At 35.3% G+C, this 22,939-nt stretch carries 42 protein-coding genes; 10 read left to right on the top strand and 32 right to left on the bottom strand.

What is annotated here, in order from left to right; all coding sequences use genetic code 11:
- Positions 1 to 4: 4 nt before the first annotated feature.
- The 8 genes from IGK53_RS04735 to IGK53_RS04700 form a co-directional block, all read right to left on the bottom strand.
- A complete protein-coding gene (locus IGK53_RS04735) occupies positions 5 to 1,165 on the bottom strand; it encodes a phage major capsid protein (RefSeq protein ID WP_002336343.1) in 1,161 nt (386 codons plus the stop codon).
- Entirely contained in the window at positions 1,165 to 1,851 is a 687-nt protein-coding gene (locus IGK53_RS04730; RefSeq protein WP_137203085.1) for a head maturation protease, ClpP-related, read from the bottom strand. The genes IGK53_RS04735 and IGK53_RS04730 overlap by 1 nt, the downstream gene beginning before the upstream one ends.
- Positions 1,814 to 2,992, bottom strand: a complete 1,179-nt coding sequence (locus tag IGK53_RS04725; RefSeq protein WP_137203083.1) for a phage portal protein — start codon at positions 2,990 to 2,992, stop codon at positions 1,814 to 1,816. Before IGK53_RS04725 ends, IGK53_RS04730 begins: the two co-directional genes overlap by 38 nt.
- 19 nt (positions 2,993 to 3,011) lie before the next feature.
- The gene (locus IGK53_RS04720; protein WP_430605021.1) at positions 3,012 to 4,706 is read right to left on the bottom strand and encodes a terminase TerL endonuclease subunit; all 1,695 of its coding nucleotides are present in this window, start codon (positions 4,704 to 4,706) and stop codon (positions 3,012 to 3,014) included.
- A complete protein-coding gene (locus IGK53_RS04715; RefSeq protein ID WP_002286538.1) occupies positions 4,684 to 4,998 on the bottom strand; it encodes a P27 family phage terminase small subunit in 315 nt (104 codons plus the stop codon). Before IGK53_RS04715 ends, IGK53_RS04720 begins: the two co-directional genes overlap by 23 nt.
- 102 nt (positions 4,999 to 5,100) lie before the next feature.
- On the bottom strand, positions 5,101 to 5,382 hold the full coding sequence (locus IGK53_RS04710) for a hypothetical protein (protein WP_002296599.1): 282 nt from the start codon (positions 5,380 to 5,382) through the stop codon (positions 5,101 to 5,103).
- A 4-nt stretch (positions 5,383 to 5,386) separates the two neighbouring features.
- The gene (locus IGK53_RS04705) at positions 5,387 to 5,731 is read right to left on the bottom strand and encodes an HNH endonuclease (RefSeq protein WP_002305386.1); all 345 of its coding nucleotides are present in this window, start codon (positions 5,729 to 5,731) and stop codon (positions 5,387 to 5,389) included.
- A gap of 25 nt (positions 5,732 to 5,756) precedes the next feature.
- A complete protein-coding gene (locus IGK53_RS04700) occupies positions 5,757 to 5,924 on the bottom strand; it encodes a hypothetical protein (protein WP_162846257.1) in 168 nt (55 codons plus the stop codon).
- A 350-nt stretch (positions 5,925 to 6,274) separates the two neighbouring features.
- Between IGK53_RS04700 and IGK53_RS04695 the strand changes: the two genes are divergently transcribed.
- Positions 6,275 to 6,487 (top strand): hypothetical protein, encoded by a 213-nt coding sequence (locus IGK53_RS04695; protein ID WP_080333896.1) that lies wholly within the window; start codon positions 6,275 to 6,277, stop codon positions 6,485 to 6,487.
- A gap of 30 nt (positions 6,488 to 6,517) precedes the next feature.
- Here the strand turns inward: IGK53_RS04695 and IGK53_RS04690 are convergent, their stop codons facing one another.
- Positions 6,518 to 6,697, bottom strand: a complete 180-nt coding sequence (locus IGK53_RS04690) for a hypothetical protein (RefSeq protein WP_010726605.1) — start codon at positions 6,695 to 6,697, stop codon at positions 6,518 to 6,520.
- 276 nt (positions 6,698 to 6,973) lie between these two features.
- Positions 6,974 to 7,441, bottom strand: a complete 468-nt coding sequence (locus IGK53_RS04685) for an ArpU family phage transcriptional regulator (RefSeq protein ID WP_010726604.1) — start codon at positions 7,439 to 7,441, stop codon at positions 6,974 to 6,976.
- A gap of 307 nt (positions 7,442 to 7,748) precedes the next feature.
- On the opposite strand from IGK53_RS04685, the gene IGK53_RS04680 reads away from it, so the two are divergent.
- Positions 7,749 to 8,000: a hypothetical protein gene (locus IGK53_RS04680; protein WP_002330290.1), complete on the top strand. Its 252-nt coding sequence runs from the start codon at positions 7,749 to 7,751 to the stop codon at positions 7,998 to 8,000.
- Between the two features lie 32 nt (positions 8,001 to 8,032).
- Here IGK53_RS04680 and IGK53_RS04675 read toward each other — a convergent pair whose 3' ends face one another.
- The 19 genes from IGK53_RS04675 to IGK53_RS04585 form a co-directional block, all read right to left on the bottom strand.
- Positions 8,033 to 8,320 carry a hypothetical protein gene (locus IGK53_RS04675; protein ID WP_016627816.1) on the bottom strand — a complete coding sequence of 96 codons (288 nt, stop codon included), beginning with the start codon at positions 8,318 to 8,320 and terminating at the stop codon, positions 8,033 to 8,035.
- The gene (locus tag IGK53_RS04670; RefSeq protein ID WP_047929328.1) at positions 8,320 to 8,538 is read right to left on the bottom strand and encodes a hypothetical protein; all 219 of its coding nucleotides are present in this window, start codon (positions 8,536 to 8,538) and stop codon (positions 8,320 to 8,322) included. The genes IGK53_RS04675 and IGK53_RS04670 overlap by 1 nt, the downstream gene beginning before the upstream one ends.
- Positions 8,539 to 9,108 carry a DUF1642 domain-containing protein gene (locus IGK53_RS04665; RefSeq protein WP_047936838.1) on the bottom strand — a complete coding sequence of 190 codons (570 nt, stop codon included), beginning with the start codon at positions 9,106 to 9,108 and terminating at the stop codon, positions 8,539 to 8,541.
- Positions 9,105 to 9,530, bottom strand: a complete 426-nt coding sequence (locus tag IGK53_RS04660; RefSeq protein ID WP_047936837.1) for a YopX family protein — start codon at positions 9,528 to 9,530, stop codon at positions 9,105 to 9,107. The genes IGK53_RS04665 and IGK53_RS04660 overlap by 4 nt, the downstream gene beginning before the upstream one ends.
- The gene (locus IGK53_RS04655) at positions 9,527 to 9,877 is read right to left on the bottom strand and encodes a hypothetical protein (RefSeq protein WP_430605020.1); all 351 of its coding nucleotides are present in this window, start codon (positions 9,875 to 9,877) and stop codon (positions 9,527 to 9,529) included. The genes IGK53_RS04660 and IGK53_RS04655 overlap by 4 nt, the downstream gene beginning before the upstream one ends.
- The gene (locus IGK53_RS04650) at positions 9,874 to 10,047 is read right to left on the bottom strand and encodes a hypothetical protein (protein ID WP_162836632.1); all 174 of its coding nucleotides are present in this window, start codon (positions 10,045 to 10,047) and stop codon (positions 9,874 to 9,876) included. The genes IGK53_RS04655 and IGK53_RS04650 overlap by 4 nt, the downstream gene beginning before the upstream one ends.
- Positions 10,044 to 10,355 carry a MazG-like family protein gene (locus IGK53_RS04645; protein WP_047936835.1) on the bottom strand — a complete coding sequence of 104 codons (312 nt, stop codon included), beginning with the start codon at positions 10,353 to 10,355 and terminating at the stop codon, positions 10,044 to 10,046. Before IGK53_RS04645 ends, IGK53_RS04650 begins: the two co-directional genes overlap by 4 nt.
- A gap of 176 nt (positions 10,356 to 10,531) precedes the next feature.
- Entirely contained in the window at positions 10,532 to 10,846 is a 315-nt protein-coding gene (locus tag IGK53_RS04640; RefSeq protein ID WP_047936834.1) for a DUF1140 family protein, read from the bottom strand.
- Positions 10,846 to 11,136 (bottom strand): hypothetical protein, encoded by a 291-nt coding sequence (locus IGK53_RS04635; protein WP_002329411.1) that lies wholly within the window; start codon positions 11,134 to 11,136, stop codon positions 10,846 to 10,848. The genes IGK53_RS04640 and IGK53_RS04635 overlap by 1 nt, the downstream gene beginning before the upstream one ends.
- The gene (locus IGK53_RS04630) at positions 11,130 to 11,441 is read right to left on the bottom strand and encodes a hypothetical protein (RefSeq protein WP_080343616.1); all 312 of its coding nucleotides are present in this window, start codon (positions 11,439 to 11,441) and stop codon (positions 11,130 to 11,132) included. Before IGK53_RS04630 ends, IGK53_RS04635 begins: the two co-directional genes overlap by 7 nt.
- Positions 11,438 to 11,599 carry an antitoxin gene (locus IGK53_RS04625; RefSeq protein WP_002296606.1) on the bottom strand — a complete coding sequence of 54 codons (162 nt, stop codon included), beginning with the start codon at positions 11,597 to 11,599 and terminating at the stop codon, positions 11,438 to 11,440. The genes IGK53_RS04630 and IGK53_RS04625 overlap by 4 nt, the downstream gene beginning before the upstream one ends.
- Before the next feature lie 14 nt (positions 11,600 to 11,613).
- A complete protein-coding gene (locus tag IGK53_RS04620; RefSeq protein ID WP_047936831.1) occupies positions 11,614 to 11,973 on the bottom strand; it encodes a DUF1064 domain-containing protein in 360 nt (119 codons plus the stop codon).
- On the bottom strand, positions 11,970 to 12,821 hold the full coding sequence (locus IGK53_RS04615; protein ID WP_002326804.1) for an ATP-binding protein: 852 nt from the start codon (positions 12,819 to 12,821) through the stop codon (positions 11,970 to 11,972). The genes IGK53_RS04620 and IGK53_RS04615 overlap by 4 nt, the downstream gene beginning before the upstream one ends.
- Positions 12,822 to 12,837: 16 nt before the next feature.
- On the bottom strand, positions 12,838 to 13,647 hold the full coding sequence (locus IGK53_RS04610; protein WP_137203077.1) for a phage replisome organizer N-terminal domain-containing protein: 810 nt from the start codon (positions 13,645 to 13,647) through the stop codon (positions 12,838 to 12,840).
- Positions 13,648 to 13,665: 18 nt separating this feature from the next.
- On the bottom strand, positions 13,666 to 14,352 hold the full coding sequence (locus IGK53_RS04605) for a putative HNHc nuclease (protein ID WP_010725638.1): 687 nt from the start codon (positions 14,350 to 14,352) through the stop codon (positions 13,666 to 13,668).
- Positions 14,353 to 14,357: 5 nt separating this feature from the next.
- The gene (locus tag IGK53_RS04600) at positions 14,358 to 15,092 is read right to left on the bottom strand and encodes a DUF1071 domain-containing protein (protein WP_002322006.1); all 735 of its coding nucleotides are present in this window, start codon (positions 15,090 to 15,092) and stop codon (positions 14,358 to 14,360) included.
- Entirely contained in the window at positions 15,085 to 15,426 is a 342-nt protein-coding gene (locus IGK53_RS04595) for a hypothetical protein (protein ID WP_070676694.1), read from the bottom strand. The genes IGK53_RS04600 and IGK53_RS04595 overlap by 8 nt, the downstream gene beginning before the upstream one ends.
- A 56-nt stretch (positions 15,427 to 15,482) precedes the next feature.
- Positions 15,483 to 15,611 carry a hypothetical protein gene (locus IGK53_RS04590; protein ID WP_258080064.1) on the bottom strand — a complete coding sequence of 43 codons (129 nt, stop codon included), beginning with the start codon at positions 15,609 to 15,611 and terminating at the stop codon, positions 15,483 to 15,485.
- Entirely contained in the window at positions 15,604 to 16,332 is a 729-nt protein-coding gene (locus IGK53_RS04585; RefSeq protein WP_137203075.1) for a Rha family transcriptional regulator, read from the bottom strand. Before IGK53_RS04585 ends, IGK53_RS04590 begins: the two co-directional genes overlap by 8 nt.
- Before the next feature lie 53 nt (positions 16,333 to 16,385).
- Here IGK53_RS04585 and IGK53_RS04580 point away from each other — a divergent pair, with 53 nt between their 5' ends.
- Entirely contained in the window at positions 16,386 to 16,847 is a 462-nt protein-coding gene (locus IGK53_RS04580) for a hypothetical protein (RefSeq protein WP_430605019.1), read from the top strand.
- Positions 16,848 to 16,898: 51 nt separating this feature from the next.
- Here IGK53_RS04580 and IGK53_RS04575 read toward each other — a convergent pair whose 3' ends face one another.
- Genes IGK53_RS04575 through IGK53_RS04565 form a run of 3 tightly spaced genes read right to left on the bottom strand, consistent with a single transcriptional unit; the run spans position 16,899 to position 17,507 of the window.
- Entirely contained in the window at positions 16,899 to 17,069 is a 171-nt protein-coding gene (locus IGK53_RS04575; RefSeq protein WP_002315386.1) for a hypothetical protein, read from the bottom strand.
- Positions 17,070 to 17,081: 12 nt separating this feature from the next.
- Positions 17,082 to 17,309: a helix-turn-helix transcriptional regulator gene (locus IGK53_RS04570; RefSeq protein ID WP_002337281.1), complete on the bottom strand. Its 228-nt coding sequence runs from the start codon at positions 17,307 to 17,309 to the stop codon at positions 17,082 to 17,084.
- A gap of 12 nt (positions 17,310 to 17,321) precedes the next feature.
- The gene (locus IGK53_RS04565; RefSeq protein ID WP_002337282.1) at positions 17,322 to 17,507 is read right to left on the bottom strand and encodes a helix-turn-helix domain-containing protein; all 186 of its coding nucleotides are present in this window, start codon (positions 17,505 to 17,507) and stop codon (positions 17,322 to 17,324) included.
- Positions 17,508 to 17,810: 303 nt separating this feature from the next.
- On the opposite strand from IGK53_RS04565, the gene IGK53_RS04560 reads away from it, so the two are divergent.
- From IGK53_RS04560 to IGK53_RS04530, 7 genes are all read left to right on the top strand, one after another.
- Complete coding sequence (locus tag IGK53_RS04560; RefSeq protein ID WP_002315392.1) at positions 17,811 to 18,185, top strand: helix-turn-helix domain-containing protein; 375 nt, start codon at positions 17,811 to 17,813, stop codon at positions 18,183 to 18,185.
- Positions 18,186 to 18,189: 4 nt separating this feature from the next.
- Positions 18,190 to 18,618: an ImmA/IrrE family metallo-endopeptidase gene (locus IGK53_RS04555; protein WP_025479728.1), complete on the top strand. Its 429-nt coding sequence runs from the start codon at positions 18,190 to 18,192 to the stop codon at positions 18,616 to 18,618.
- Positions 18,619 to 18,667: 49 nt separating this feature from the next.
- Entirely contained in the window at positions 18,668 to 19,321 is a 654-nt protein-coding gene (locus IGK53_RS04550) for a hypothetical protein (RefSeq protein ID WP_002293175.1), read from the top strand.
- Positions 19,322 to 19,458: 137 nt separating this feature from the next.
- The gene (locus IGK53_RS04545) at positions 19,459 to 19,920 is read left to right on the top strand and encodes a DUF4429 domain-containing protein (protein ID WP_104853422.1); all 462 of its coding nucleotides are present in this window, start codon (positions 19,459 to 19,461) and stop codon (positions 19,918 to 19,920) included.
- A 33-nt stretch (positions 19,921 to 19,953) separates the two neighbouring features.
- Positions 19,954 to 20,589 (top strand): hypothetical protein, encoded by a 636-nt coding sequence (locus tag IGK53_RS04540; protein WP_047937820.1) that lies wholly within the window; start codon positions 19,954 to 19,956, stop codon positions 20,587 to 20,589.
- 112 nt (positions 20,590 to 20,701) lie between these two features.
- A complete protein-coding gene (locus IGK53_RS04535; RefSeq protein WP_073441478.1) occupies positions 20,702 to 21,337 on the top strand; it encodes a hypothetical protein in 636 nt (211 codons plus the stop codon).
- Between the two features lie 296 nt (positions 21,338 to 21,633).
- Positions 21,634 to 22,776, top strand: coding sequence for a tyrosine-type recombinase/integrase (locus IGK53_RS04530; protein WP_137203069.1), 1,143 nt, complete (start codon positions 21,634 to 21,636; stop codon positions 22,774 to 22,776).
- Positions 22,777 to 22,939: the final 163 nt, after the last annotated feature.

The following is a 22,939-nucleotide window of genomic DNA, read 5'->3' as shown; positions in this document are numbered from 1 at the left end:
TCACCTACGCTTGTGTTGTAGTTGTTGTGGTTGTTGGTTTTGTAGTTGTAGTAGTAGTTCCCAAAGCGCTAATATCTAATACAATGAAACTATCATTACGTTTAGGTTGTCCGTTTGCATATTGTTTAGCTAGATAAATGCGTTCGTCTTCAACAAAATGGTATTCATCTGAAGCTTCAATTTTTAGCGTAGATCCTACACCCATGAAGTAATCTGAAGCTACCCCAATAACTGCTTTTCCTTCTGGCACAGCAGTTGACTGCAAGTCTGAAACTGGTACTGGCAATACTTGTACATATTCTCCATTAGCAGTTAGTACAGTTTTAGCTGGGAAAACTTTAGACCAGTAATCTGTTGGATTCACAATTAGGACCACATCAGAAGGATTTACATTACGATAAATCGGATCATCTACGCCTTCGATATTGAATTTTGATAGTCGTGCCATCAAATCGCCCATAGTTGCAGCATCTAAAGCTGTAATAGGTTCTGCTGTTTTTTCAGCATATTCTCCGCTAGTTTGTTTGCTCATGTCACGCATCATTCCAACTGGCATATCTTTACCAGTACCATCAACAATTGCTTGTTCTAATGCAATTCTCAACGATTCAACTAAAACAGTACGAACATAACGATCTAACCATACTGGACCTAAGTCAAGCATTGCCTTACATACAGGGATATAACCTGATAGCTTGAACTGCTTCATGTTAATTACGTCAAAGCCATTATCTAAAACTCTTTTAACAGCTTCGCACAGTTTACCCCACCATGCTGGATTGACTCCACGTGACACAATCCATTCTGTTACACCAGTTGTGTTAACAAAAGTAATTTTTTGCAATAGTGGATGAGATTGTTCTAGATCTTCAAATACGCGTTCAAATACAGTAGCTGGTACTAATTCTTCAACCCCTGCAAAACCTTCGTTATTCACCACTTCGTTATAGAATTTTGTTTCTTGCGTAGTTAACACACGCTGACCACGATTCATTAATACTAATTGATCTTGATTTTTTGCTGTTGCTTCTTCTAAAATTTTATCCTGAATTTCCTTAGATAAGCTTACCATAGCTGCGCTAAAAGATTCTTCGTTACCATCTTTAAAAGCCTTCATCAATTGGTCGCTTGCAGCTGTTACACCTTTTAAATTTTTAACTGTCATTATTTTGCATCTCCTTGTCCAAATGTTTTATTTAATGCTGCTGTAAATGCAGCAATTTTTTCTGCTCTTTTTTCTTCAACTTCATTCAAAATTTCTTCAACGCTTTGTTCTTTTTTAGCTTCAGTACCTGAGCTATTTTCTGCATCGATAATTTCATCGACCAATCCATAACTCAAAGCTGTTTCTGCATCCATAAACGATTCTTTTTCAAGAAGTTCTTGCAATGCTTCATCTGTGCCATTGAATCGTGTTTTATATGAAGCCTTTACCGATTTATCAATTGATTCCAGTTGGTCAGCAATCGTGCGAAAATCATCGACATTTCCTTCTCCGTATGTGGAAGCGCGGTGAATCATCAATTGTGCATTGTTGTAGATTTTTATAGTATCGCCAGCCATTGCGATAATTGAAGCAGCACTAGCGGCTAAGCCGTTAATCACAACGTTAACTTTTGCTTTATTTGACTTAAGTAAGTTCCCAATAGCAATCCCTTGAAATACGTCTCCACCGTTTGAATTAATCACTACTTCAATTTCTTCTTGATCACCTAGACTATCCAAAATATTTTTGATTCCCTTGTCAGTATTACCTTCAAAGAACCAACTAGAACCAATAAATCCCTGAATAAAAATTTGCGGTACTGTGCCTTCATTCTTTACTGCTAGAAATGTTTTCATTGTTGTCATTCGCCTCACCTCCTTTCGATACTTGTTGGTTGTTTTTAGTTATAAATATTTCATCTGCCATCGCCTTATCAGAGTGATCATTTCCAACGCGTTCTCTTCCTTCGTTGATTGTAAATACCCCATTTCTAATGCCTACATCAATAGCGTCAACCAAATCTTTGAAGCTAGTAATCTTGATCATAGTTGTATCCACACGTACAAAATTCCCTGACAAGTATTCTTCTGCTTCATAGAGACTAGCGTTAAACGCATCCTGAATAAGTTCAGCAATCGGTATGATTTCGAACATTAAAAAAGCGTCCACTTGATCCGATAACCCACTCATATCTCCCTTTAGTAGGTTTTTCGGAACGTGAAACGCTGCTGCTGTCATCTCAAAGATGTCGTCTATTAAGTTTTTTATATCTCTTGAATTGCTTTGGAAGTTTCCGCTGAAATCTTCTAATGTGTACTCATTTTGTAATTGAAATACCGCACCTGCATTATCAGCTTCCATAAAAGCCTTAAATTGTGATGTCATCATTTTATTGATTTGATCTTGTGTTGTATTGTCTTGCGATCGGAATAAATTCCCTTTCAGTACGTATCTACGAGCGTTAGAACGCTTGTAAACATTCATGGCACTAGAAATGAGTTTCCCATACGCTTGATAATACGCATCGACTAGTTGCCTAATTTGTTGATCTGCGTATTTTATATAGATAACATCACTTTCTAGAAATTCTCTATCAAGAACTATGTTATTAATTTGCACTTGAGAAAACACATCATCTTTCAATGCATATTCTGTGACATCCCAACTATCCGCAATAAATATTTCGCTAGAATTATTAGACGGAGAAACGATCAATACTTCATTGTAGAATATTAATCTCCTGATCAGTTTTTTTCTAAATTCTGTTGCATTATTTTTCTTATTAGGAGCTACATTCAGCCTATAGTAAAGATCATTCTTTTTATTTTTTCCATCTTCATATGACTTGAATTCCGCTTTGCTCATCGCATTTGCGATCAAATCAATACAAGTTTCAATCGCAAATTTTCGATACACAAAATCAACTTGCAATTTACAAAAGTATTCTTCTAAAGGAACTGTTGCTTTTTTTGTGAAGTATCCTATCGCCTTTTGAAAAATCCCCACTTTCTCACCTCCTTTCAAGTTAGAATACTAGAGGAGTAAATCCAGTTCCTGTATTTTCTACTGAACTATTTGTGACTGTTACAGGAGCAGAATCATAAATATCATCTAAAAAATTCAAACCATGAAGGAATGAAAAAAAGCCATCCGTTTTTCTAGTTTCAGGTTCTATTTTTTCATAGCGTATATTTCCATTAGAAATATGCTCTTCATATACATTCATGCAATACCAACGCATAATCGCATCGTCACCAAAAAATAAACGTTGATTAATAAAAAGGTCATCAACTAGATCTTTTAACATACCATGTGTAACAGATCCGCTTCGAACAATTTCCACAGTAAAACCTGCTTCTTCTAAAGCGGGCTTCAATATTTTTGCACGGTACATATCCATAGCAATTTTTTTAATATAATATTTGTTACTCATTTCAAGAAACCAACCTACAATATAATCAGCTTCTATATTTTTTCCATGAACGATTTGTGATTTTCCTTGATCTATAGAAATATCTATAACCTCTCGTTTTATGTTCTGTAATCGAAGAGCTGATTCGTGGATAAAAGTATGTTGGGTAAAATACACATCTTTATCATATTTTCCTAGCAAACCAACGCTCGCAAAATCTCGTCTATCAGCAAAATCGACTGTCCCTATCACTTCATCCATTTTTTCAGGGAATTCTTTTTCTTTTGTATGAAGAACATCATCATATGAAGCTACAGCAAATCGTGTATCTTCCATTGGTCTGTTCATTCGTTTCGTCATGAACGTAAGTCTTAAACCAGCATTACGTTGCATTTGAGAGTATTCTTGAAACATTTTCCGTTTTAGATCTGCATTGTAATTAATAGTTGGACAAGTTTTTTCCCACATGTCAGGATCATCAACTTCATTATCATTATCCAAGCGACAAATAAATGGAAACAAACTAGAAAATTCTGCTCCATCCTTATCAATTCCAAGTTCTCCAGAAAGAATCATTTTTGATTCTTCTATAATGTCATCAAGTGGTCCACCTCGAACGTGACCATTAGTTGTATCATAAAATTCTCTATAATCTCGAATTTTACCACCACCAGAAGTAGCTACATTTATCATTGAATAATCTTCATTTTCGTGAATTTCATCAAAGCGGTTTGCTCCTGGTCGTTTACCATCTTTTGTTCTAGCGTTTGCCGTGTTATAACGAAGCTTGCTATTTGTAGCGATATTTTGAATAACTTCCTTCGTAGCTTTAAATACTTTTTTATCTAAATCAGGATGATCTTTAATTACTTTAAATACATCATCAAAACTAGTCTTTGCTTGGCTTTCATTATTGGCATAGATATCAATATCATAATTTTTAATACCGTGTTTTGCAGTCAGCAAGAAAAAATTGTTCCAAGAAGCAAAACCAGTTTTACCATTACCACGTCCCATTAATGAAAGATATCTATTGAACACAAGCGTTTTATCTTTTTTCCATCGGACTCCATAAATAAAACATTGTAGAAATTTTTCCCACGGAATTAATTCAAATGGAAAGTATTGTGCTGGTATATTGATTGAATCCTCTACCATTTGCTTATCGAAGTAAATATCTTCTCTAGTAAAGACTCTTTCTTCTAGATACTTTTTTAGCAATAATTGCTCTTTGCATACCTTGATAGTGCCTTCTTCTATAGCTTTGAACCAATTTTCAATATGCTTATAACTCAGGAATTGATTCATTTGCTTCACCTACCAATTCAGGAGTAATGGCAAGTTTATCCAACATCAATCCCATTTGTTTGTTGACAGAAACAAGCAACGCTACTGATTCATTCTTTTTACCATTCTCCAATCTAATACCGTTCTCGGATATATCTTCTTCCAGTGATATCGCCGTTTCCCATAAACTGATATAACGATCAACATTATCTAAAAATGGCTCAATATTTGTTTTCTGACTTTCCAATTGGCTTATTAAAGAGCGGCGTAATTTTTCTCTGTAGCGATTTTGAGACAATTCGTTTTTAAACATTTTAGCCCTCCTTTCATGATAAAGTTCGAAAAAATCTCTTTTCCTGATAGTCCCCTCCGTTTCATCACCCCCAAAAAATTTGCGATTTATTTTAAGGGGGGGTTATCTCACCATCGGAATGAAAGCTTCAGCGAAGTCAATGTAATAATTAATCTCTTCAATGCTATATCCGAAAACATTTTTTATTCTTTCAACATTATTATCTTTATTTAACGCTTCTCTTACTTGGTTCACTTTGTATTTGCTACAACAGTTATCTGATAACAGATCCCTGATGCCTACATAGCGAACGTATATCAAACGTTTAATTAATCCCTGAGTATAAGATGAATACTCTTCAATCTTTTCTGTATCATACTCTCTGCCATTGTCATTGATGATCATGCACTTACCACCTTTCACTTGCGTCGAAGTTAGCAAAGCTTTCTATCTTCTTCTCTTGTTTATCTAGTGCTGTAAGATATCTGCCATGAACTTCATTATGATGTTCAACACATAAACAAATAAGATTATCTAAATCTAAAGCTAAGTCAGGTCTATCCTTGACTTCCTTTATATGATGAACGTTCTCTACTCTATGATACTTACCTAGTCTTCTACACTCTTGGCATTCATAGTGATCTCGTTTCATCGCTTTCTCCCTAAGCCTTCGCCATTTAGGAGACTGGTAGAACTTAACCAAACGATCTTCTCTTATCAACTGTAATAGCCATCTATAGAATTCCTCGGTCATGCCCCGTCTCCTTTCGCAATCTTATTTAATGCTTAGCTATTCTTTTGCCATACAATGGAATAACTTCATTGCTTTCCTTTCGTTTGTATGTATTACTCTGTATTGGTCTTCTAAACTCATGTACTTTTTCGCCATTACCTTTATGAACGGTGATTACTTCATACTTCTGTTCTAAGTATTGTGGTCTATACATTGTCGTGCCTCCTTTGTGCAAAATAAAAAGACCACTCAAAGAGTGATCTAATATGTAATAGCAACCTACACACAGACAAGTCTAATACTTCCTGCGCCTACCCACTTCCTCAATACCTCGGTTGCTAGCGGTTTTACTTTCGGGATCTTGTACCGCAAACCCAAAGACACTGGAGTGGAATCGCACCACACACGAGAACTTACCAGGCTCTCACGAGGCTACTCGCCATTTACCGTTGCGTCTTCTACTTCCGCCACAGCGATAAAATTTTATTGTGAAAATAAATACTAAGCGTATAATTTTATTTATCAGCGAGTGGTCCGCTGAAATAGACGAAAGGAGCAATTCGTATGCCATATTACATTGCTAACCAAAATCAAGATGACAAAGGTCGCCACGAGGTGCACCGAAGTACATGTCATCGTCTCCCTGAGAAAAAGAACCAAGTAGAGTTCGGTTACTATTCTAACTGTACAGAAGCAATACGAGCAATCAAAACATTAAATCCTTCTTCAAAATTTGATGGCTGTTACTACTGTTGCCCTAATTGCCACAGAGGTTGAGTACCATGAGGAGCAGTATCATCTGCTTCTCTATTTTTTTAAATTTCGATATTTCTCTACTGAACGATACTCAATAGTTTCTTCCAAATGCTGCTTGTAAGCTTTGCCAACCGCAGCAAGTTCATTAATTTCCATTTTTTGCTGAGTGATTACACTGATCAATTGATCACGATCCATATTCTCATATGCTGCAACTAATCCATTTTCCATAATGTGCCTCCTCGAAATAATATTGATAGACAACAGTGTACGAACAATTCTGCAAGAGTTGAGTTCACATCCTTGTTAGTATTCACTGCTGTCTATCGAAGCTTAATTAAACGATGAGGGAGATTTCCTCCCTTACATTTTATTTTGTCTCAGACCTATCACTAATCTTTCGACACTATCATAATACAACATTGAATAGGTAAGTGATTGGTATAAAAAAGGTATAAAATGGAAACCAAATGGGTAATAAAAGGGTATAAAAAATGTAAAAACTGGCTACTTGAAAGCAACCAGTTCTAACGATGAAGCAAATTGAATGATAATCTTGTTTGATTCTAGCTTGACAGATTCTTCACTCGTGTTATTTCTTTGAGCAGTTACATAAATGGGCAGACCATTGATATAACGATCATAGAATATCTTCTTGCGCCTTTCAGTCACATCAGGCTTATGCGGATGCTGTATCGCTGAATAGCCTCGAACAAACAATTTATGCAGATACTCAAATTCTTCTTGTGCTTCTTCTTTATCGATCAGCATTCTTTCTGCTTCAAATATATGATCAGCTGTAGAAGATGGAACCAAGGAATAAGATGCTGTCACTTTTGGTTCTCGAGGTTGACCTATCCTACATCTAGCTGACAGATATGCTGAAAGAAAAACACCAACATTATGTTTTGTGCGATCCATATCCACATCTTTTGCCTCTGGTGTCTCATACTTCTTTACATCGAAAAGTACCATCCATTGATTCCTCCATTTATGATATAATAATTGTGTCAGAATTATTAATTAAGGTCGGAGGAATCCGGCTTTTTTTATACCCATGCTTATGCTAAGCTTTTCAAGTAGCGAGGTTGCACTCGTTACCCATATACATGTTGAGCTATCTGGCGGAAAACAGATGGCTCACTATTTCAATATTCTGCTAAGGACAGCCAGTGGTCGGCTGTCTTTTTTATATTTTAATGAGAAGCCTTACTTATTTTTTTATCTTTATTACGAAAAATGATATTATCTATTGATAATAAAGCGTATAGGAGATGGTTGAGTGACTATGTGGAGCATGCTGTTATTTTGGATTCCCGTTTGTATTGGTATCGTCGCATTTTGTTACTTTGTCAAACACTCTAGAACAAATAAGCTCCTCATGTTATCTTTTTTACCTATAGTATTTTTTATTGTACAAATTGTTAAATATACCTATATTGAATCGCAAGAAATATTCATTTTTTATGTGGTAGGTTTATTTATCTCTGTGGTCTTTTTCATAATGATACTTTCCTATTTTTATAAAAAATAAATTTTTCTCTTAGAAGTACATTTTTTCGCTGTTTATATAGCCTTCATATCCACTAATCGAACAACTGCAATATTCGCTTTGCTCTTCGCTAGCTCTTTGTCACAGTCCATCGTATTCTCAATACGAATAACTGCTGAATGATTGTAGACGTGTTCTACATATCCACGAAATGGATAGATGAACCCTTCTGCTTCGCAGCGAACCACGTCACCGACTTTGACTTTTGGTTTCTTACGTGTTTTAGGGTTCTTTGTCGGCATATCTAGCATTAAACCGCCGATACCATGACTACTAGCGTAAAATCCGTCTTTTAGTTTCATTATGCTTCCTCCAATTTTATAGATAATGTTTTCGCAGATGGTGATTCTACTTTTCTTAACTGCGCTATATCTTTGTTTGCTGATCTTTTATCAAAATACTCCTGAGCTCTCCTCTTGTTTTTTGTAAAAACAGGTTTGCTATCATTCCAGTGATGAAAATAAACTTTCTTAAACGAACCATCTTTGTAATCGAACAGATAAAATGCTATTTTGAACATTCATTCCGCTTCCACTGGCACAGCAAACGGCCAGTAGTTTTCATTTGCTGATTTAATCGTAAGTTCATCTAATTTTGCGACAAAACCTTTTCTAGGTTCTTTTGTATGAAATATTCTAGTTTCATCACTTGTGATCTCATAATGTAGATACAAATACTTTGTTTTAAGCTCCGCTGCCTCTTCATCCCAAACTTCATATGGTAGTCTCACATAATACAACGGCTCTTTCTCGACCTCGTAGCCGTCTATCCAAGCACGAGCAACTAATTCTTGATGGTCTGCTTCAAATAACCAATCTTCATCTTCTGTTATTCTTTTATATTGATTAACACCATACTCATACGAACCTGATAGACAACTAATTAAATCAGCTTTTTCTTTACATAGTTCTATCCAATCCGCCACAAACTTCGGCACAACTGACTTCTGCGGTTCTTCTAGTTGTTCTAAATCACGAATAAAATTAGCAAATAAATCTTGTCTCGAAGCATTCACAGATGGATGTTTCCAATCTTTTGGTTCTTCAGCATATTTTGTTTTATATCTTTCAATCAATTCTTGTTTATTCATCGCTGTTCCTCCAATAACTCGCTATTCTCGTATATATTTCCGGTGACTTCATATTCGTATCCCATCTTTTGGTGGCTGAATATTCTATATTCCATTCCACTAATTAATGATTTACAAACTAATCCGGAATGAAACTCGGATTCTTGTACAACCGTTTTTTCATTAACTAAATGATCAAAACCATTACTTACATTAACCAGAACTACATCCCCTTCAAATATCTCCACACCATTCTTATCTTTCAGTCCTATGGATTGCATGAGTTCGTACTTGTCTATCATTCCCCACATGCCGCTTCCTAAATTTACTAGAGGAGCAATAAAGCCTGTTTCATCATCTATTGTCCAGTCTACGTTTTTGTCATTATGCGGATAGTACATTTCATTTTCTTCTGTTGAATATGATCTAAACTTCGGTATCATTTGCTGCCCTCCTTCAAAATAGAAGCCATTTCTGATTTTTTTAAACTATTCCTTATTTCCTCAGACCAACTATCAAAAACAGTCTGAATATAGGCTACGAGTATTTTTCGATTTTGGCTTAAAGCAATATACGGATCAATCAAAGCAACTTCTGCGTGTAGACGATAATAAGCAATACAATCTATTTCTAAAAATCTCAAACGATCAATAGCATCATTAATCATAAAATCTGTAACGTTTTCTGCTGTATTTAAACCATCTGCATATTCAGGCAGGACTTCATTATTGATGAACTCAGCCACATCTTTTGGACATAAATCAGTCAGTTCTTGTTGTGTATAGTTCATTTGCTGTCCTCCTTCTGTAACTCACCGTAAATTGAACATCTACGGCGAATGGCTTTTACTCTGCGTTCATTTTCGATGGTGGGATGGATTTTGTACGCTCTTTTTGCCATTTTCAATTGATTTCTAGCACCTCTTAATGCATCTGAATAGATTTCTTTTGGCATCATCATTCGCTGTCCTCCAAATCACTCGACTTCACGAATACACCATCTACCATTTTCCCTGTTCGTCCTTTGATTTCGTTGTACGCCATTTCTAAACACTCTTGTACGTTTGTCCCTTTTTGCATGGAAAGGATAATCAGCGTGACGATAACGTCTCCTACGCTATCTTTAAATAGCTCATCATTACTTCTTGCCATTGCTGAAGCGATTTCTCCGAATTCCTCAGCTACTTTCAAAAATTGTGCTTTTGGATCTGCCTGGTTTAATCCCTTATCTTTAGCCCACTGCTCTACTTTTGTGATTAGTTCGTCCATTATTCATTCTCCTTTATATATTTAAGTTGGATAATACAACTTGTAACAAATGAAGCTAATGTTAAAATTGTGCCGATTGGTGTTAAAAAACCGCTTTTTATCGTATTAATTAATATAGCTACAAATATCGTTATATAGAATAAAAAGTGAATTGACGCTAACATTGAATTAAACATCTAGTCCTCCTCGAAATACTCATTCAGTATCTCTCTATACTTTTCTACAAATTTGAAACGATCTTGATGAAGTTTCTTGCTCCAATTTGTTTGCCGATCCAGCTCACGCATCTGATCGAACCCTTTTTGAATTTCGTTGTAATAGAATTCAATGTTTGCTGCTGCTTTCCAATGCCTGCTACTTCGCGCTCCTGCTCCTGTTTCAGCCATTTCCAACTTAACTAATTCCGCTCGTTCTTTTGATTTTTTGTCTTTCTGAATCTTCATCATGATTTTCTTGAGGATGATGTCACTGTATTGTGTAATGAGATCCATTATTTCTCCTCCTCAATCTCACATGCCTGTTCAAACTGTCTAGTGATGTTTTCTAACGCTTTTTTGTACTCGATAATACTTTTTATCGTTCTTTCTTCACTTAACACGTAATCGCGTTGTATCGCCTTTAAACACGATGAGACAGTTTGAAAGTATCCGATATCTGCTCGTGATTCTTCTTTTGTTTCTGTGTAGCGGATGTTTCCTTCTTCGTCTCGTCTTACCTTCGATAAGACAATGTTTCTAGAATCACTGGTAATTCGATAATCTTCGATTCTCATGTCTAGCATTTTTTCTCCTCCACATACCTAAACTGTCGCCCCTTTGAATCAATCCATAAGCTCCTAGCTCTATCCCAGATGATGTTTTTGCTCAGACCAGTAATTTCAGATAACTGTTCAGCAGTACCTGTTACTAGAATTCGATCACCATGCCAGATTGCAATTTTTCTCGGCGTTTTCCGTTTAGGCTTTTCAGTCCACATTGATTTACCGAGCTTTTGGACTTCTGCAACTATTTCTTTGTCTTCTTGCCAATTCTCAGAATGTGTCAGTTTGATGATTCGTTTCATTGCAGCCTTCTTATCCACGCTCATTCCTCCAATCGATGGATTTCCCTTCTTAAATTCTCTATGTGCAAATCGATTGCCTTCCTCGCCGTTTCATTGACCATCACTGCCTTTGTTCGTTCCAGATCGTCAATCTCACGCTGAAGGCTTCGAATTCGCATTTGAATCACTTCTTCTGTTGTCATGATGGACCACCTCGTTAAAAACGCTCTTCCTTGAACGTATTCCGATATTTTTTAGCTAAAATCAACGGAACTTGATATTGATGACAGAACAACTTTGCCTTGATCTTAAAGTCTTTTGTCTGCATTCCTTTGACATCTACGACTTTGACTAGTTTGCCGCTTTTGTAAAATGTGAAGTCAGGAATATACTCGATCTTGCGATACTTCTTTCCGTCTAGTTCAAATTTCGGCATCAGCTCAAATCGTTCCTGAAGTTTTACTTTCCAGCCGTTCGCTTCAGCTTGCCATAAGGCTAGATCGTAGTACTCTGCTTCTGCGATAGAATCGAACTTGATACCTCGATGGATAGTTTTTCGATTACGATATTTATTCATGCGATACTACCTTTCACTGGTTTTATGCGCTTGTCTGCTGTTTGTTGGAATTTCAGCGCATAACCTTCTGAATTCTTAAATATCCTAGAAACAATTCTTTCGCCGTAGGCTTCTCTTAGTTCAGGACCAGATAAGTTTGTTGTGATAATCGTTGCCTTGTTCTGCCTGGCTTCTAAGAGCGTGTTTAACGTGTTGTTTGTAAACTGCCTACTATTTGATACCCCGCTACCTAATTCAGCTCCAATATCGTCAAAAACCACCAAATCAGTTGTTTTAATATCGGCTATAAGTGATCCTTCAATTTCTTTTCTCAGTTCAGCATTGTTATAAGAAAACTTTATTTGCTCTAATAACTCTTGATAGCTTATAAAAAGTATTTTCTTGTCATAATTTGAGCGCTCAAGTATTTCCCAAGCTGTCGCCATTGACAAGTGGCTTTTTCCGCTTCCTGATTTCCCTGATAGAATGAAATGTGCAGGATGGTTCAGTAAGACATCATTTACAAAGCTTTTAGCTCTTTCTAAAGCAATTTTCGTTTCTTGGTCCACTACGTGATAATTCTCCATTTTGCATTTAAACAAAGTTTTATCTGTTAATACCGAACCATTTTGAAAAAAACTCAACGCTCGTGCTTTTAAGCTGTCGTTATATATCCGTTCGGTCTGTATATCCTCTTTCACACGTAACGCTTTATAACCACAACTCATGCATGTTGGTTTACAACGTTCTGAACCATCCTTATTTTTAGCTCGCCAACTATACAAAGGTTCGCTACATTCTGGACATTTCCCGCTTTGCACTAATACTCTTCTTATTAGTTTCTCCATAGCATTTGCTAGGCTTTCCATGTGATGCATCTCCTTTTTAAATTGGCAAGTCGTCATATTCACTAGGATTGCTGTACTGTAGTTTTTGACTTTGCTTTTTATGATTATTCTTGTCTGCTTTGATTTCGAATTTGAGCTTCTCAAATTTTTCTCTCAATTTCTTAGCACTTCTAATATTTCCAAACCAAAATTCATTTGTAGGTAGCCAATTGATCACATACTCAATCGCTTCTATAGACGCTTTGTCTCTTTCTTCAATCAACCTGATTGTGTCTGCCCATTTTTCGATATCTACTTTATTCATTTCTTTTGGAAAATCTTCAGTTAAATTACTTTGCAATTTTTTAGCAAGGCGTAAGTGTTCGTTAGAATACTTACCTTTCTTTTCTTCTTTATCTATATCTATATCTTTCTCTAACTCTATCTCTAGGCGACCTTTTCCAGACAACTTCTGGACATTGTCCTCCTTTGCTCTTTGGATTCGTTTTTGCCTAGCGTATTCAGTCTCTGATCCTACTAATTCACTTAGCTGATTTAGATATATCTCTCCGCTGTCCAGTATTTTTATTAGTCCGATTTTGTTGAATAAATCCATAGCGACTTTCACTGTGTCCGTATTTGAATTTGTTAGTTTTGCTAGAGATTCGGGATCGTAAGGTATCATCAGATTACCTACATTTCTAACTAGTATTCCTTCTGTCTTTAGAGATTTAAGACAGAGTTTCAGATAAAATAAACAATATTCTTTACCATTCGGTTGTTCTTCCAACCATTCGATGGTATCTTCTTCGAAAAAATCTTCTTTTAATTTAAGCCAGTAATAGCGTTTCTTTTGTTTGTCTGACAATTCAATACCACCTTTTCCTTATCCTCCGATATTTAACTTTTTGATTGTCTCCTGGTTTAACTTAATGCCTTTGATTTGATACTTATTTTTGAAATTGATCACACCTATTTTGTGCTTCTCCGTATGATGGATTCTGCAGAGTGCTGCAAATGTGTACTCTGAATGATCAACTTCTTTGCGCTTTCGTCTTCCTAAAGCTTTGTCAAAGTGATCAATATCAGCTCCTGTTTTGCCACAGATGCAGCAGACTCTTTTTGTGATGCATTTGTAGAAGTAATATTCTTGATTCGCTGGTAAAATCTCATAACCTTCTTTGAAAGGAATATGATGTTCAAAGATAAAATCTAGGATGATATTCGCTAAGATATTGGCATCACTCACGGTTGTGCTCGATTCGTCTTTGAGGCTTATTTTGCGCCCTGTGACACCTTCGAAACGGAAGTAGAAGAATTCCTTCCAGAAGTCCGTTGGCATGCCTGTATCGATGAAAATATCGCCTATGAGCGCATAGATGAAGTTTCGTTGCTGTACAGTGAAACGTCTAGGATCAATAAAACGAATTTCAATGACTCGATCGCCATCGTAGCCGTCATACATCGTCTTTAGTCGATCAATGTTCACTTCTTCATTGATCGTTGCACCTATGTCTTTTCCTTTGAACTTTTTCAGAACCGCTGAATATGAATCGATTAATGGTTTAAACACTCATATCACTTCTCTTTTGTTTCTTCTCTGTACTGATCTTCAAGCCAATTAACGCCTCGTTTTAGAATGCCTAAGTCTCTCTTGGTCCATTTACTGTCATCAGCGGTTATAGAAGCCGCATCAGTCAATGCAACAATTGCTTCATCAATTGATTTTTCGTACTTATTAGCAACCAGTTGTAAAGCATCCAAGAATAGCTTTTTGCTTCTTTGAGTAGCTGGTTCAAGCATCGAGACATCTTCTGGCATATCTTCGCCAGCAAATATATATAGCCCTAGCCCAAACATTGCTAGATTTTTTACAAGACAGCGCATGATCGTTTTGTTGATATCAAACATAGTTGCTGCTTCAACTCGCTTTTCGATTTTTCCAACAATCTCTTTTTTCTTCGTTTCGTTATTCCACTGATAATCATTGACTTCGTAAGTATATGGCTCATCTTTCATTGCCTTGTTTGCACCATCCATGACTGGTAACCACATGTCACGCTTTACTCCGTTGACTGTGATACTGGTAAAAACCATATAGCCTGTTTTTTCATCAAAGAGGTATGGACGATGCGTTTCTGGATCACGATAGATTTCGTAGTCTACTTCTTCGCAGATTTTGCTGACTTCTGCCCACGCCCATGCCCAGGACAGATAAGTTAGTTTGTTTCTTTTTTCGACAACATCATTGACGGTTATCTTGTACAGACTATTGAATAATTTGTTATCGTTGCGTTTCGTTCCTTCACTCATCAAATTCTGCCTCCATTTCAGCAATGTATTTCTTACCTGGTCCGTAATAAGAGATATCGATCAAGTTATCCCTTTCGTACTCTTCTAATGCATCAATCAAGCCATCTTCGATGACGTAAATATATTCAGGTTTATTCGAATGCTTCGATAAATGGATAAGATAAACATGATCCCAAATAGTTACAAGGTTACCTAAATCATCTTGATCACAAGCTAGTTCTTCATTCGTCAAAAGATTTCGCCTGATTTTTCGACCACTTGTTTCCTCAATTTTCGGCTTGCCCCAATCAGGATCAATCAAATATTGATCTAGAGTGGAAAGTTCTTTTTCCATATGCTAAAATCTCCTTATGATGTGTTTTCTTTGTGACTCTTTGCTTGCCGGCGGAGTCACTTTTTTATTTGTTGCCATGCTTTTTGCTTGTCAATATGTTGTTGGCTTAGGATGATTGGTTTATTGTGTCTCCACCAGCGATTAGCAATTATTACGCCTATTTTTAGCGCTTCAGCTCTATTCATCCTCTAACAACTCCATTTGCTTAATAATTGTCATCGTCGCTGTAGAAGGCATCCAATTGTTAATAAACTCGATAACATCATCGAACTGTTTTGCCTTGATACGATTTCTAGCTACTGCTCCAGTGATTCGCTTAATTCCGCCATTCAAGTCTTTAAACAATTCTGCTTTTGCTTTGCTATTTAAATGCTGCTGATTACAAATAACTCTAATTTTGTTGCGAACCATATTAGAAATTGTTCGGTAATCTGGTTCAGCTAGAAGTTGATTGTTCTTCAAATCGTTTAAATCAGACTCGATAGCGTCTACTCTTTCGTTCGTTTCTTCGTTTGCAGCTAAAGCTAACATAGCCATTTCTCTATGTGTCGTTGGAATAGCGATCATTCGTTCTTTGATTGATTTTTCCATTTCATTGAAAGCTTCAATAAATTTTAGTTTGAAACTTATTGCTTTACTTCCAGTAAATCCCATAGCTAGCAAGGAAAATCCGTCTCTATTCATGAAATAAACTCTCCGACTTCTTCCGTATGAGTCTGGCTCGTTCCCTTCCACAAACATCTGTCCAAAATTGGACCCATCTTCAACATTGGCCGAATTTTCGACCGATCTTTTTATTGATTCAATTGCTTCTAGCACATGCTTATGTTTCTTTTTGAAGCTTTCTGCCACTTGCAAGCTCGTAGTTACAGCTTCTTTATTTTTCAAAATTACTAATTCTTGCATTATTTCTTCTCTCCTTTTGATATAATTTAGGTAAAAAATGGTGGTGAAAATATTTGAAAAAATTGCTATATATTTTACTTTTTTCAACCTTTGCAATTGTTGCATTATTGTTGCTTTTCGAATATCTTAAAAGAGTAAACTTGGATGGAACTTTGTTAGAAGAGCAAATTGCGATTCTAAATACTCCCAAATTACTAATTGTATTCTTTTTTATGTGTATGTTATCCGCCCTGATATTTATGTTCTATATATCAACTTTTTGGGTATACAAGGAGATTAAAAATAAAGAGTTTACTGATAAAGATATGATTTTCATGGGTTTTTTAGTCAAAATTCTTTTTATATTTCCCATAGTAATCACTTTATTATTTTGTTTAAATGAAACACAATTTTCTGTAGCGACCACTTTGATTTCATTTATTGCTATTTTTTCCTTTATATTTTCCGATAATCAGAAAAAAAGTATTAACGGATTTCTGCAAAAAATAAAGAAAAAAATCAATGGAGAACCCTAATATAAAAATCAGGAAAAAAATATTGATTACTCCTCTTAGGAAGACCATTAGTCAGTCCCTCCCGACTGGCTTTTTTGTTTTGTACTCAGCTTCATCAAGCCCCATAAAAATCCAGACCATGTAAACGATCGTTCCTATCAACGCTTGCCTGCTTCCCCAAAGTCCTAAAGCGTAGATGATTAGCGGTGCGCTGAATACTAATGCTCTGTTAAATTTTCCCATCCGCTTACCTCCTTAAACTTTATATTTCGACATGAATTCATCGATATCTTTGATGTCGTATTTCGGACGGCTATTTTCACCGAAGATGATTACTTTCAACCCTTTTTTTACCCATTCGTTAATAGTTCCTGCTGACGTTCCTGTATAATGAACTGCTTCTTTTTGAGTCAGATAGCGTTTAGGCACATATCCTACAAGTAATGAATCTAGCTCGCTTTTGTTGATTAGTTCCTGGTTCATGTTGCTTCCTCCCTATCGAATTCCTAGAATATCTTTTACAGTTTCGATATGCTGTTGTGCTTTCTTTCCATCACGATTGCCGTTTAGAATATCTGATAAATAAGCTCCTGAAATACCAACAAGCGCAGCTAGTTCTTTGAAAGTCATTCTTCTTTTTCTCATCTCCGCTCGAATTTTTAAGTCTAAATTCTCAGACATAAAAATAGCTCCTTTCTAAACAAATAATTTGTAAGCTAAAAAATTAGCTAAATCGTTGACACTTATTAGCTTTTAAGCTATTATGAATACATAGTTAAATAAGACTTATAAAAAGCCTCTAAAATAACATTTCTAAGTTTGGCGACCGAGAGAATGTTTTAAATTAGTAGAGATTTTTGTTGCTCTTATTTAGCTAACAATTTAGCTTACGAATTAAATATACTAGCTTAAAAGCTAATTGTCAACTAAAAATATAACTTTTAAGCTATTTATTTTCTTTTCAGCTTTGAAAGGTTGATAATAATGAGTTTAGTTACTAAGATTAAAGAATTAGCAGACGAAAAGCATGTGACTATAGCAGAAGTAGAAAGACAGGTGGGCATCTCTAATGGACAAATAAGAAGATGGGATAAAGCTTCGCCGAAATCTGAGAACTTAAAGAAAGTTGCTGATTATTTTGGTGTCACAACTGATTATTTATTGGGAAATAATAATGTTCCCAAATGGGCTACAAAAGAGGAAGTGGTTGAACTTGATAAACTACTAGACTCAAATGTTAATATGTCTTATGGTGGGGAAACATTGACACCTGAACAAATACAGCGCGTAAAAGATATCCTTATAGCGACTTTCTGGGATATTGTGAAAGAAGACAAAGAAAAAGGCAAAAAGATGTGAGTTTATGGAGATGGATACGATTAATTTAGTCGAGGAGTTGAAGCGTAAATACCAGTCCGCTAATCCTTTTTATATTTGTGAAAAGATGGGCATTAAAATTCAATACGTTCCTTTTATCGAAAATCCCAAAGGACAGTTTCAAGAAATTAGAGGTCGTGCAATAATCTTCTTAAATGATGAACTGCGAGACTCTGAGGAAAGATTCTACATTTGCGCTCACGAATTAGGCCACGCTATTTTTCATCGTGGCTTATCCAGTTACTATGTATCAACAAGAACATCTAGAAGCAAATCTGAAAGCGAAGCTAATTGCTTTGCTGCTAATCTCATTGTTTCTCTTTATAAAGAAGATAATGATCAATATCCTAAAAAAATCGATGAATTAAAGAATCTTTACGGACTTCCAGAAAGCGCTTATCGTTTTCTTATATAAAAAAGCTCGTGTTAGCACACATATTACAACGAGAAAGAGGAATTATAAAATGAAAAAAGTTAGCGTTATGTTGTTGTTAAGTACTGCTCTGCTACTTTCAGCTTGTTCAAATAATAAAAAAGCTGAATCAACAGATGCCACTTCTAACCAAGAAACAAAAATAAGTAAAACAAAAGAAACAACTGAAACCAGTTCATCTACTAGCAAATCTACATCTAAAACAGATTCTAGTTCAACAGTTACAAGCTCCAACCAAGTTACGGCGGAACCTAGCCCAACAGTTATAAGCTCCAGTCAGAGTACAATCCAAACCGCACCTCAAGAAGAAACATATGAACAGATGAAACAACGCACTTTACAGTCAACTCCAGCTGATCGTGCAAATTGGTCCAACAAAGAGTGGGAAGCCTTCGGCGTGGCCCTTTATGAAAATGGATTGACTACAGATGATGCTGGCAATATTATCAGTCAAGATCAGAAAGAACAACAAGCAGCATCTCAACAAAATCCAGAAGACCAACAAACAAGCGCTCAGCAAGACGCTGACACTTTATCACTTACTGATTTTGTTAACAAATACGGGATGTCGCCTGTTGCATGGAAAGTACAGAATGGAATGTCTGAAGAAGAAGCATTGCGTACAACACAGCAAAAGACTTCCGGTGAAGTTCAATTAGGATTTTCTAAATACGGAATTCAATAATATATTTTTATGCCCTACTATTTTGCCTATAATCTCTAAAAAAGTTATAAAGAAAAAAGCCCGTGCTGCAACACGGACTCTTTCCTCATATATGAGCTTCTACTAAAAAATCATATCATAGAAATGAGGAAGAAAAAATGGAAAAAGAGATTTTAATAAAATCTCCAGGAAAAACCTTGATTAAAGTAACTGACGATTCTATTTCAATTATTAGAAAAGGATTTATAAATCTAGTTAATCAAGGTATTAAAGGTGAAAAAACTATTCCTTTTAAAAATATATCAGCCGTACAATTAAAAAAACCAGGTATGAGCAATGGTTATATACAATTTACTCTGCTGGGTGGAAACGAAAGTCGCGGAGGAATATTAGCGGCCACGAAAGATGAAAACACCGTTATGTTTACAAAAAAATATTGGAATGAAATGGAAAATTTAAAAAAATATATAGAGAAGCAACAATCTAGATTAGATAATAATTCCAAAGAAACACAAATTTCAAGTGCAGATGAAATTAAAAAGTATAAAGAGTTGTTGGATGAAGGTATTATTAATCAAGAAGAATTTGATTTTAAGAAAAAAGAATTGCTTGGTTTGTAATATTAACTATCAAAAGAAAAGGATGATTTATTAATGGACGGCATATTCGGTTTTACTGGTATTGTTTTATTTATTATAGGATTAATCATGTTGATTGTAAGATTTATCAAAAAAACAAATAAGAAAACACCTATGATTATCCTTATTATCGGGATTATTTTTACTGCCATAGGTTTCTCACTTTCCTCATCAAACGAGACAAATGACAATAATAAACAGGAAAGCTCATCGTCTGAGACTAAAACTACTACATCTAACAGCAGCAATGAAAGCTTAACTCAATTTGAAGAATTTTTAGAGACAAATAACCATGACTGGGGTGCTTTCTTAGATAGTTATTATTCTATTTCTCCAGTTACTGAGCAAAATACAGCTTTTACTAAATATATTAGTGGAAAAACATTTACTTTTGAAGGAACTGTTATCGAAACAATGACTACTAGAATAGCCATTATAGCAGACAAAGAATACGATGGTAAAAATTGGAACGATATTTCTACAACACCTAAAGTTTCTTCTGTAATTTTTGCTAAGGACGTAAAAAATGCCGATACATTTGTAAAAGGAGATAAAGTAACTTTTACAGGAGAAATTAGTTCAAGAGGATCGAACATCGAAAAATCCTATGCTCAATGGGATATGATTAATAGTAAAGTAAGTAAAAAATAAATGAACCACGCCCCACTAAGAGTTAGATTGTGCACAATAATAAAACCTATACAAAAGAGTGCCATCAGGAGTCACAATGCTTGTAAAGGAAATGACAAAATAGGAGGTAACTATGGATAATAGCAATGAAAAACTAACCAAAAAAGAATATCTTGAATTAATAGTTGAAGGCGGTATTGGAGCAATTCCTTATATTGGTGGCGTTGTGCAGTCACTTTATTTTGGGTCTAAAAACGAGAAGCGTTTCAAACGCATCGAGAAATTCTACAAAAATTTAAACGAATCATTAGAAAGCATTCGCGATCAAATTCCAGAAGATGTTTTCAGCTTAGAGAACAAGGACCAACTCATTGGAATATTCGAAGGGATAAATGACGAGGTAGAAAAATCAAAGGCACAAAATAAAATAGATATGTATAAAAATCTTTATAAGAATTGTTTACTTCGAATTAACAACGCTTCATGGGATAACGAGGAGTATTATCTTCTTGTACTGAATCAATTAACATCGATTGAGATTCAATTGTTAGCATACTTAATGAGTCGTGGAAACGAAAATTTTATTGGAAATATCAGCATGTCTGGCTATTCACAAGAGCTAATAGATGGTAGCTTAAATAGATTATCTGATTTTGGTCTGTTAGAAAAAACGATTGGCTCCATAGTATTAGGTGATGTCGGCAAACAAAATATGGGCTACAAAATATCTCATTTAGGAATTCAATTTATTAACTCAACTCTTACTTAAGTTTTCTTTCTAATATGACATCTAGACCTATCAGCAATGCAACAATAAAAAACCAGACATACCAATAATCAACAAATAATCTAAACTCTGGAAGTTCAGTTATTCTTTTAAAAATCACTTTAATCATAATAAACACCTCTGATTGGATGATCTAATACACATCCAATTATACCATTAAAACGACAAATAGCACATCCTTGCGCCGGCAAGCAAAAAGGATGTGCAAAAAATAATAAAACCCAAACAATAGGCTTATTTATAGTGCCTATTGTATCAGAGAAAGAGAGTAGATTCAATTGGCTACATTTGAACAGTATAAGAAAAAGAACGGCGAAAAAGCGTGGAAGTTCCAAGCTTATTTAGGAATTAACCCCGAAACAGGAAAGCCTGTTAAAACTACTCGGCGAAATTTTAAAACTCAACGTGAAGCAAAATTAGCACTCGCAAGATTGCAAAGTGAATACGAAGACAATTTATTAAAAAAAGAAAAACCAAAAACATATAGAGACGTATATGATTTATGGATGACTGAATACAAAAGAACAGTTCGAGGATCTACATTGTTAAAAACAGAAAGAATTTTTAAGAATCATGTGTTAGAAGAGCTCGGAGACATATATATTTCTGAAATCACCCCTATCAAAATCCAAGAATTAATGGATAAATGGGCAAATAAATATGATACAGCTTCTAAGATGATGAATTATACAGGACTAGTATTTAAATATGCCGTTCGATTTGGAATGATTGAATCCAATCCAACAGATTCTATCCGTAAACCCAAAAGAAGGAAAAAAACTACTACTGAAGAACCATTTTATGATAAGAAGCAATTAAAATTATTTCTCGACGTACTATATGAGCAACCGAATATCAAAGTTCAGGCTTTTTTTAGATTACTTGCCATGACTGGTATGAGAAAACAAGAAGCAGGTGCTCTCGAGTGGAAAGATATAGATTTTAAAGCTAAGACAGTCAATATTTGTAAAGCTGTTACCAGAACAGCGAAAGGACTAGAAATTGACACAACTAAAACAGTTGGATCGAGCAGGATTATTTCAATTGATCAAAGCACTTTAGACAAGTTATCTGAATGGAAAGAAGTAGCACTCCCCCCATCTGATGATTGGTTGATTTTCGGTCAAACTAATGCTAAAAATCCACACGATATAATGAGCCTTGATACATCACGAAAATGGCTTTTAAACATCCAAGATGAAATGGATAAAAAACAAAAGAAAAAACTTCCTAGAATCACCGTACATGGCTTCAGACATACTCAAGCTAGCTTATTAATAGAAATGGGCGCCTCGCTAAAAGAGGTGCAATTTCGATTAGGTCATGAGGACATCCAAACTACTATGAATACTTATGCTCATGTATCTAAACTTGCCAAAGAACAATTAGCAGATAAGTTCAATAAATTTATAGATTTCTAGCTATGTGGCATTCAAAATGGCATTCAACTAAATTTAAGTATTGATATAATAGCATTTAAGCAACTCCCGCCGTCTCCATATATGTATGGTTGAGACTAATAGATACTGTAAAAAACGTTGATAAATCAACGTTTTTTTATTTTGGCTTAAAAAAAATTTGAAT

Source organism: Enterococcus sp. DIV1224 (genome assembly GCF_050555455.1).
Taxonomy (GTDB): Bacteria; Bacillota; Bacilli; order Lactobacillales; family Enterococcaceae; genus Enterococcus_B; species Enterococcus_B lactis.
The sequence above is the reverse complement of the archived record's forward strand: the minus strand, read 5'-3'. Positions and strand labels throughout refer to the sequence as shown.

What these genes read in the sequence shown, in the direction of transcription:
- IGK53_RS04735 (WP_002336343.1), bottom strand. Translation starts at nt 1,165, where the DNA reads ATGACAGTTAAAAATTTAAAAGGTGTAACAGCTGCAAGCGACCAATTG.
- IGK53_RS04730 (WP_137203085.1), bottom strand. Translation starts at nt 1,851, where the DNA reads ATGACAACAATGAAAACATTTCTAGCAGTAAAGAATGAAGGCACAGTA.
- IGK53_RS04720 (WP_430605021.1), bottom strand. Translation starts at nt 4,706, where the DNA reads ATGAATCAATTCCTGAGTTATAAGCATATTGAAAATTGGTTCAAAGCT.
- IGK53_RS04715 (WP_002286538.1), bottom strand. Translation starts at nt 4,998, where the DNA reads ATGTTTAAAAACGAATTGTCTCAAAATCGCTACAGAGAAAAATTACGC.
- IGK53_RS04710 (WP_002296599.1), bottom strand. Translation starts at nt 5,382, where the DNA reads ATGATCATCAATGACAATGGCAGAGAGTATGATACAGAAAAGATTGAA.
- IGK53_RS04705 (WP_002305386.1), bottom strand. Translation starts at nt 5,731, where the DNA reads ATGACCGAGGAATTCTATAGATGGCTATTACAGTTGATAAGAGAAGAT.
- IGK53_RS04700 (WP_162846257.1), bottom strand. Translation starts at nt 5,924, where the DNA reads ATGTATAGACCACAATACTTAGAACAGAAGTATGAAGTAATCACCGTT.
- IGK53_RS04695 (WP_080333896.1), top strand. Translation starts at nt 6,275, where the DNA reads ATGCCATATTACATTGCTAACCAAAATCAAGATGACAAAGGTCGCCAC.
- IGK53_RS04690 (WP_010726605.1), bottom strand. Translation starts at nt 6,697, where the DNA reads ATGGAAAATGGATTAGTTGCAGCATATGAGAATATGGATCGTGATCAA.
- IGK53_RS04685 (WP_010726604.1), bottom strand. Translation starts at nt 7,441, where the DNA reads ATGGTACTTTTCGATGTAAAGAAGTATGAGACACCAGAGGCAAAAGAT.
- IGK53_RS04675 (WP_016627816.1), bottom strand. Translation starts at nt 8,320, where the DNA reads ATGAAACTAAAAGACGGATTTTACGCTAGTAGTCATGGTATCGGCGGT.
- IGK53_RS04670 (WP_047929328.1), bottom strand. Translation starts at nt 8,538, where the DNA reads ATGTTCAAAATAGCATTTTATCTGTTCGATTACAAAGATGGTTCGTTT.
- IGK53_RS04665 (WP_047936838.1), bottom strand. Translation starts at nt 9,108, where the DNA reads ATGAATAAACAAGAATTGATTGAAAGATATAAAACAAAATATGCTGAA.
- IGK53_RS04660 (WP_047936837.1), bottom strand. Translation starts at nt 9,530, where the DNA reads ATGATACCGAAGTTTAGATCATATTCAACAGAAGAAAATGAAATGTAC.
- IGK53_RS04655 (WP_430605020.1), bottom strand. Translation starts at nt 9,877, where the DNA reads ATGAACTATACACAACAAGAACTGACTGATTTATGTCCAAAAGATGTG.
- IGK53_RS04650 (WP_162836632.1), bottom strand. Translation starts at nt 10,047, where the DNA reads ATGATGATGCCAAAAGAAATCTATTCAGATGCATTAAGAGGTGCTAGA.
- IGK53_RS04645 (WP_047936835.1), bottom strand. Translation starts at nt 10,355, where the DNA reads ATGGACGAACTAATCACAAAAGTAGAGCAGTGGGCTAAAGATAAGGGA.
- IGK53_RS04640 (WP_047936834.1), bottom strand. Translation starts at nt 10,846, where the DNA reads ATGGATCTCATTACACAATACAGTGACATCATCCTCAAGAAAATCATG.
- IGK53_RS04635 (WP_002329411.1), bottom strand. Translation starts at nt 11,136, where the DNA reads ATGCTAGACATGAGAATCGAAGATTATCGAATTACCAGTGATTCTAGA.
- IGK53_RS04630 (WP_080343616.1), bottom strand. Translation starts at nt 11,441, where the DNA reads ATGAGCGTGGATAAGAAGGCTGCAATGAAACGAATCATCAAACTGACA.
- IGK53_RS04625 (WP_002296606.1), bottom strand. Translation starts at nt 11,599, where the DNA reads ATGACAACAGAAGAAGTGATTCAAATGCGAATTCGAAGCCTTCAGCGT.
- IGK53_RS04620 (WP_047936831.1), bottom strand. Translation starts at nt 11,973, where the DNA reads ATGAATAAATATCGTAATCGAAAAACTATCCATCGAGGTATCAAGTTC.
- IGK53_RS04615 (WP_002326804.1), bottom strand. Translation starts at nt 12,821, where the DNA reads ATGGAAAGCCTAGCAAATGCTATGGAGAAACTAATAAGAAGAGTATTA.
- IGK53_RS04600 (WP_002322006.1), bottom strand. Translation starts at nt 15,092, where the DNA reads ATGAGTGAAGGAACGAAACGCAACGATAACAAATTATTCAATAGTCTG.
- IGK53_RS04595 (WP_070676694.1), bottom strand. Translation starts at nt 15,426, where the DNA reads ATGGAAAAAGAACTTTCCACTCTAGATCAATATTTGATTGATCCTGAT.
- IGK53_RS04590 (WP_258080064.1), bottom strand. Translation starts at nt 15,611, where the DNA reads ATGAATAGAGCTGAAGCGCTAAAAATAGGCGTAATAATTGCTAATCGC.
- IGK53_RS04585 (WP_137203075.1), bottom strand. Translation starts at nt 16,332, where the DNA reads ATGCAAGAATTAGTAATTTTGAAAAATAAAGAAGCTGTAACTACGAGC.
- IGK53_RS04575 (WP_002315386.1), bottom strand. Translation starts at nt 17,069, where the DNA reads ATGGGAAAATTTAACAGAGCATTAGTATTCAGCGCACCGCTAATCATC.
- IGK53_RS04570 (WP_002337281.1), bottom strand. Translation starts at nt 17,309, where the DNA reads ATGAACCAGGAACTAATCAACAAAAGCGAGCTAGATTCATTACTTGTA.
- IGK53_RS04565 (WP_002337282.1), bottom strand. Translation starts at nt 17,507, where the DNA reads ATGTCTGAGAATTTAGACTTAAAAATTCGAGCGGAGATGAGAAAAAGA.
- IGK53_RS04560 (WP_002315392.1), top strand. Translation starts at nt 17,811, where the DNA reads ATGAGTTTAGTTACTAAGATTAAAGAATTAGCAGACGAAAAGCATGTG.
- IGK53_RS04555 (WP_025479728.1), top strand. Translation starts at nt 18,190, where the DNA reads ATGGAGATGGATACGATTAATTTAGTCGAGGAGTTGAAGCGTAAATAC.
- IGK53_RS04550 (WP_002293175.1), top strand. Translation starts at nt 18,668, where the DNA reads ATGAAAAAAGTTAGCGTTATGTTGTTGTTAAGTACTGCTCTGCTACTT.
- IGK53_RS04545 (WP_104853422.1), top strand. Translation starts at nt 19,459, where the DNA reads ATGGAAAAAGAGATTTTAATAAAATCTCCAGGAAAAACCTTGATTAAA.
- IGK53_RS04540 (WP_047937820.1), top strand. Translation starts at nt 19,954, where the DNA reads ATGGACGGCATATTCGGTTTTACTGGTATTGTTTTATTTATTATAGGA.
- IGK53_RS04535 (WP_073441478.1), top strand. Translation starts at nt 20,702, where the DNA reads ATGGATAATAGCAATGAAAAACTAACCAAAAAAGAATATCTTGAATTA.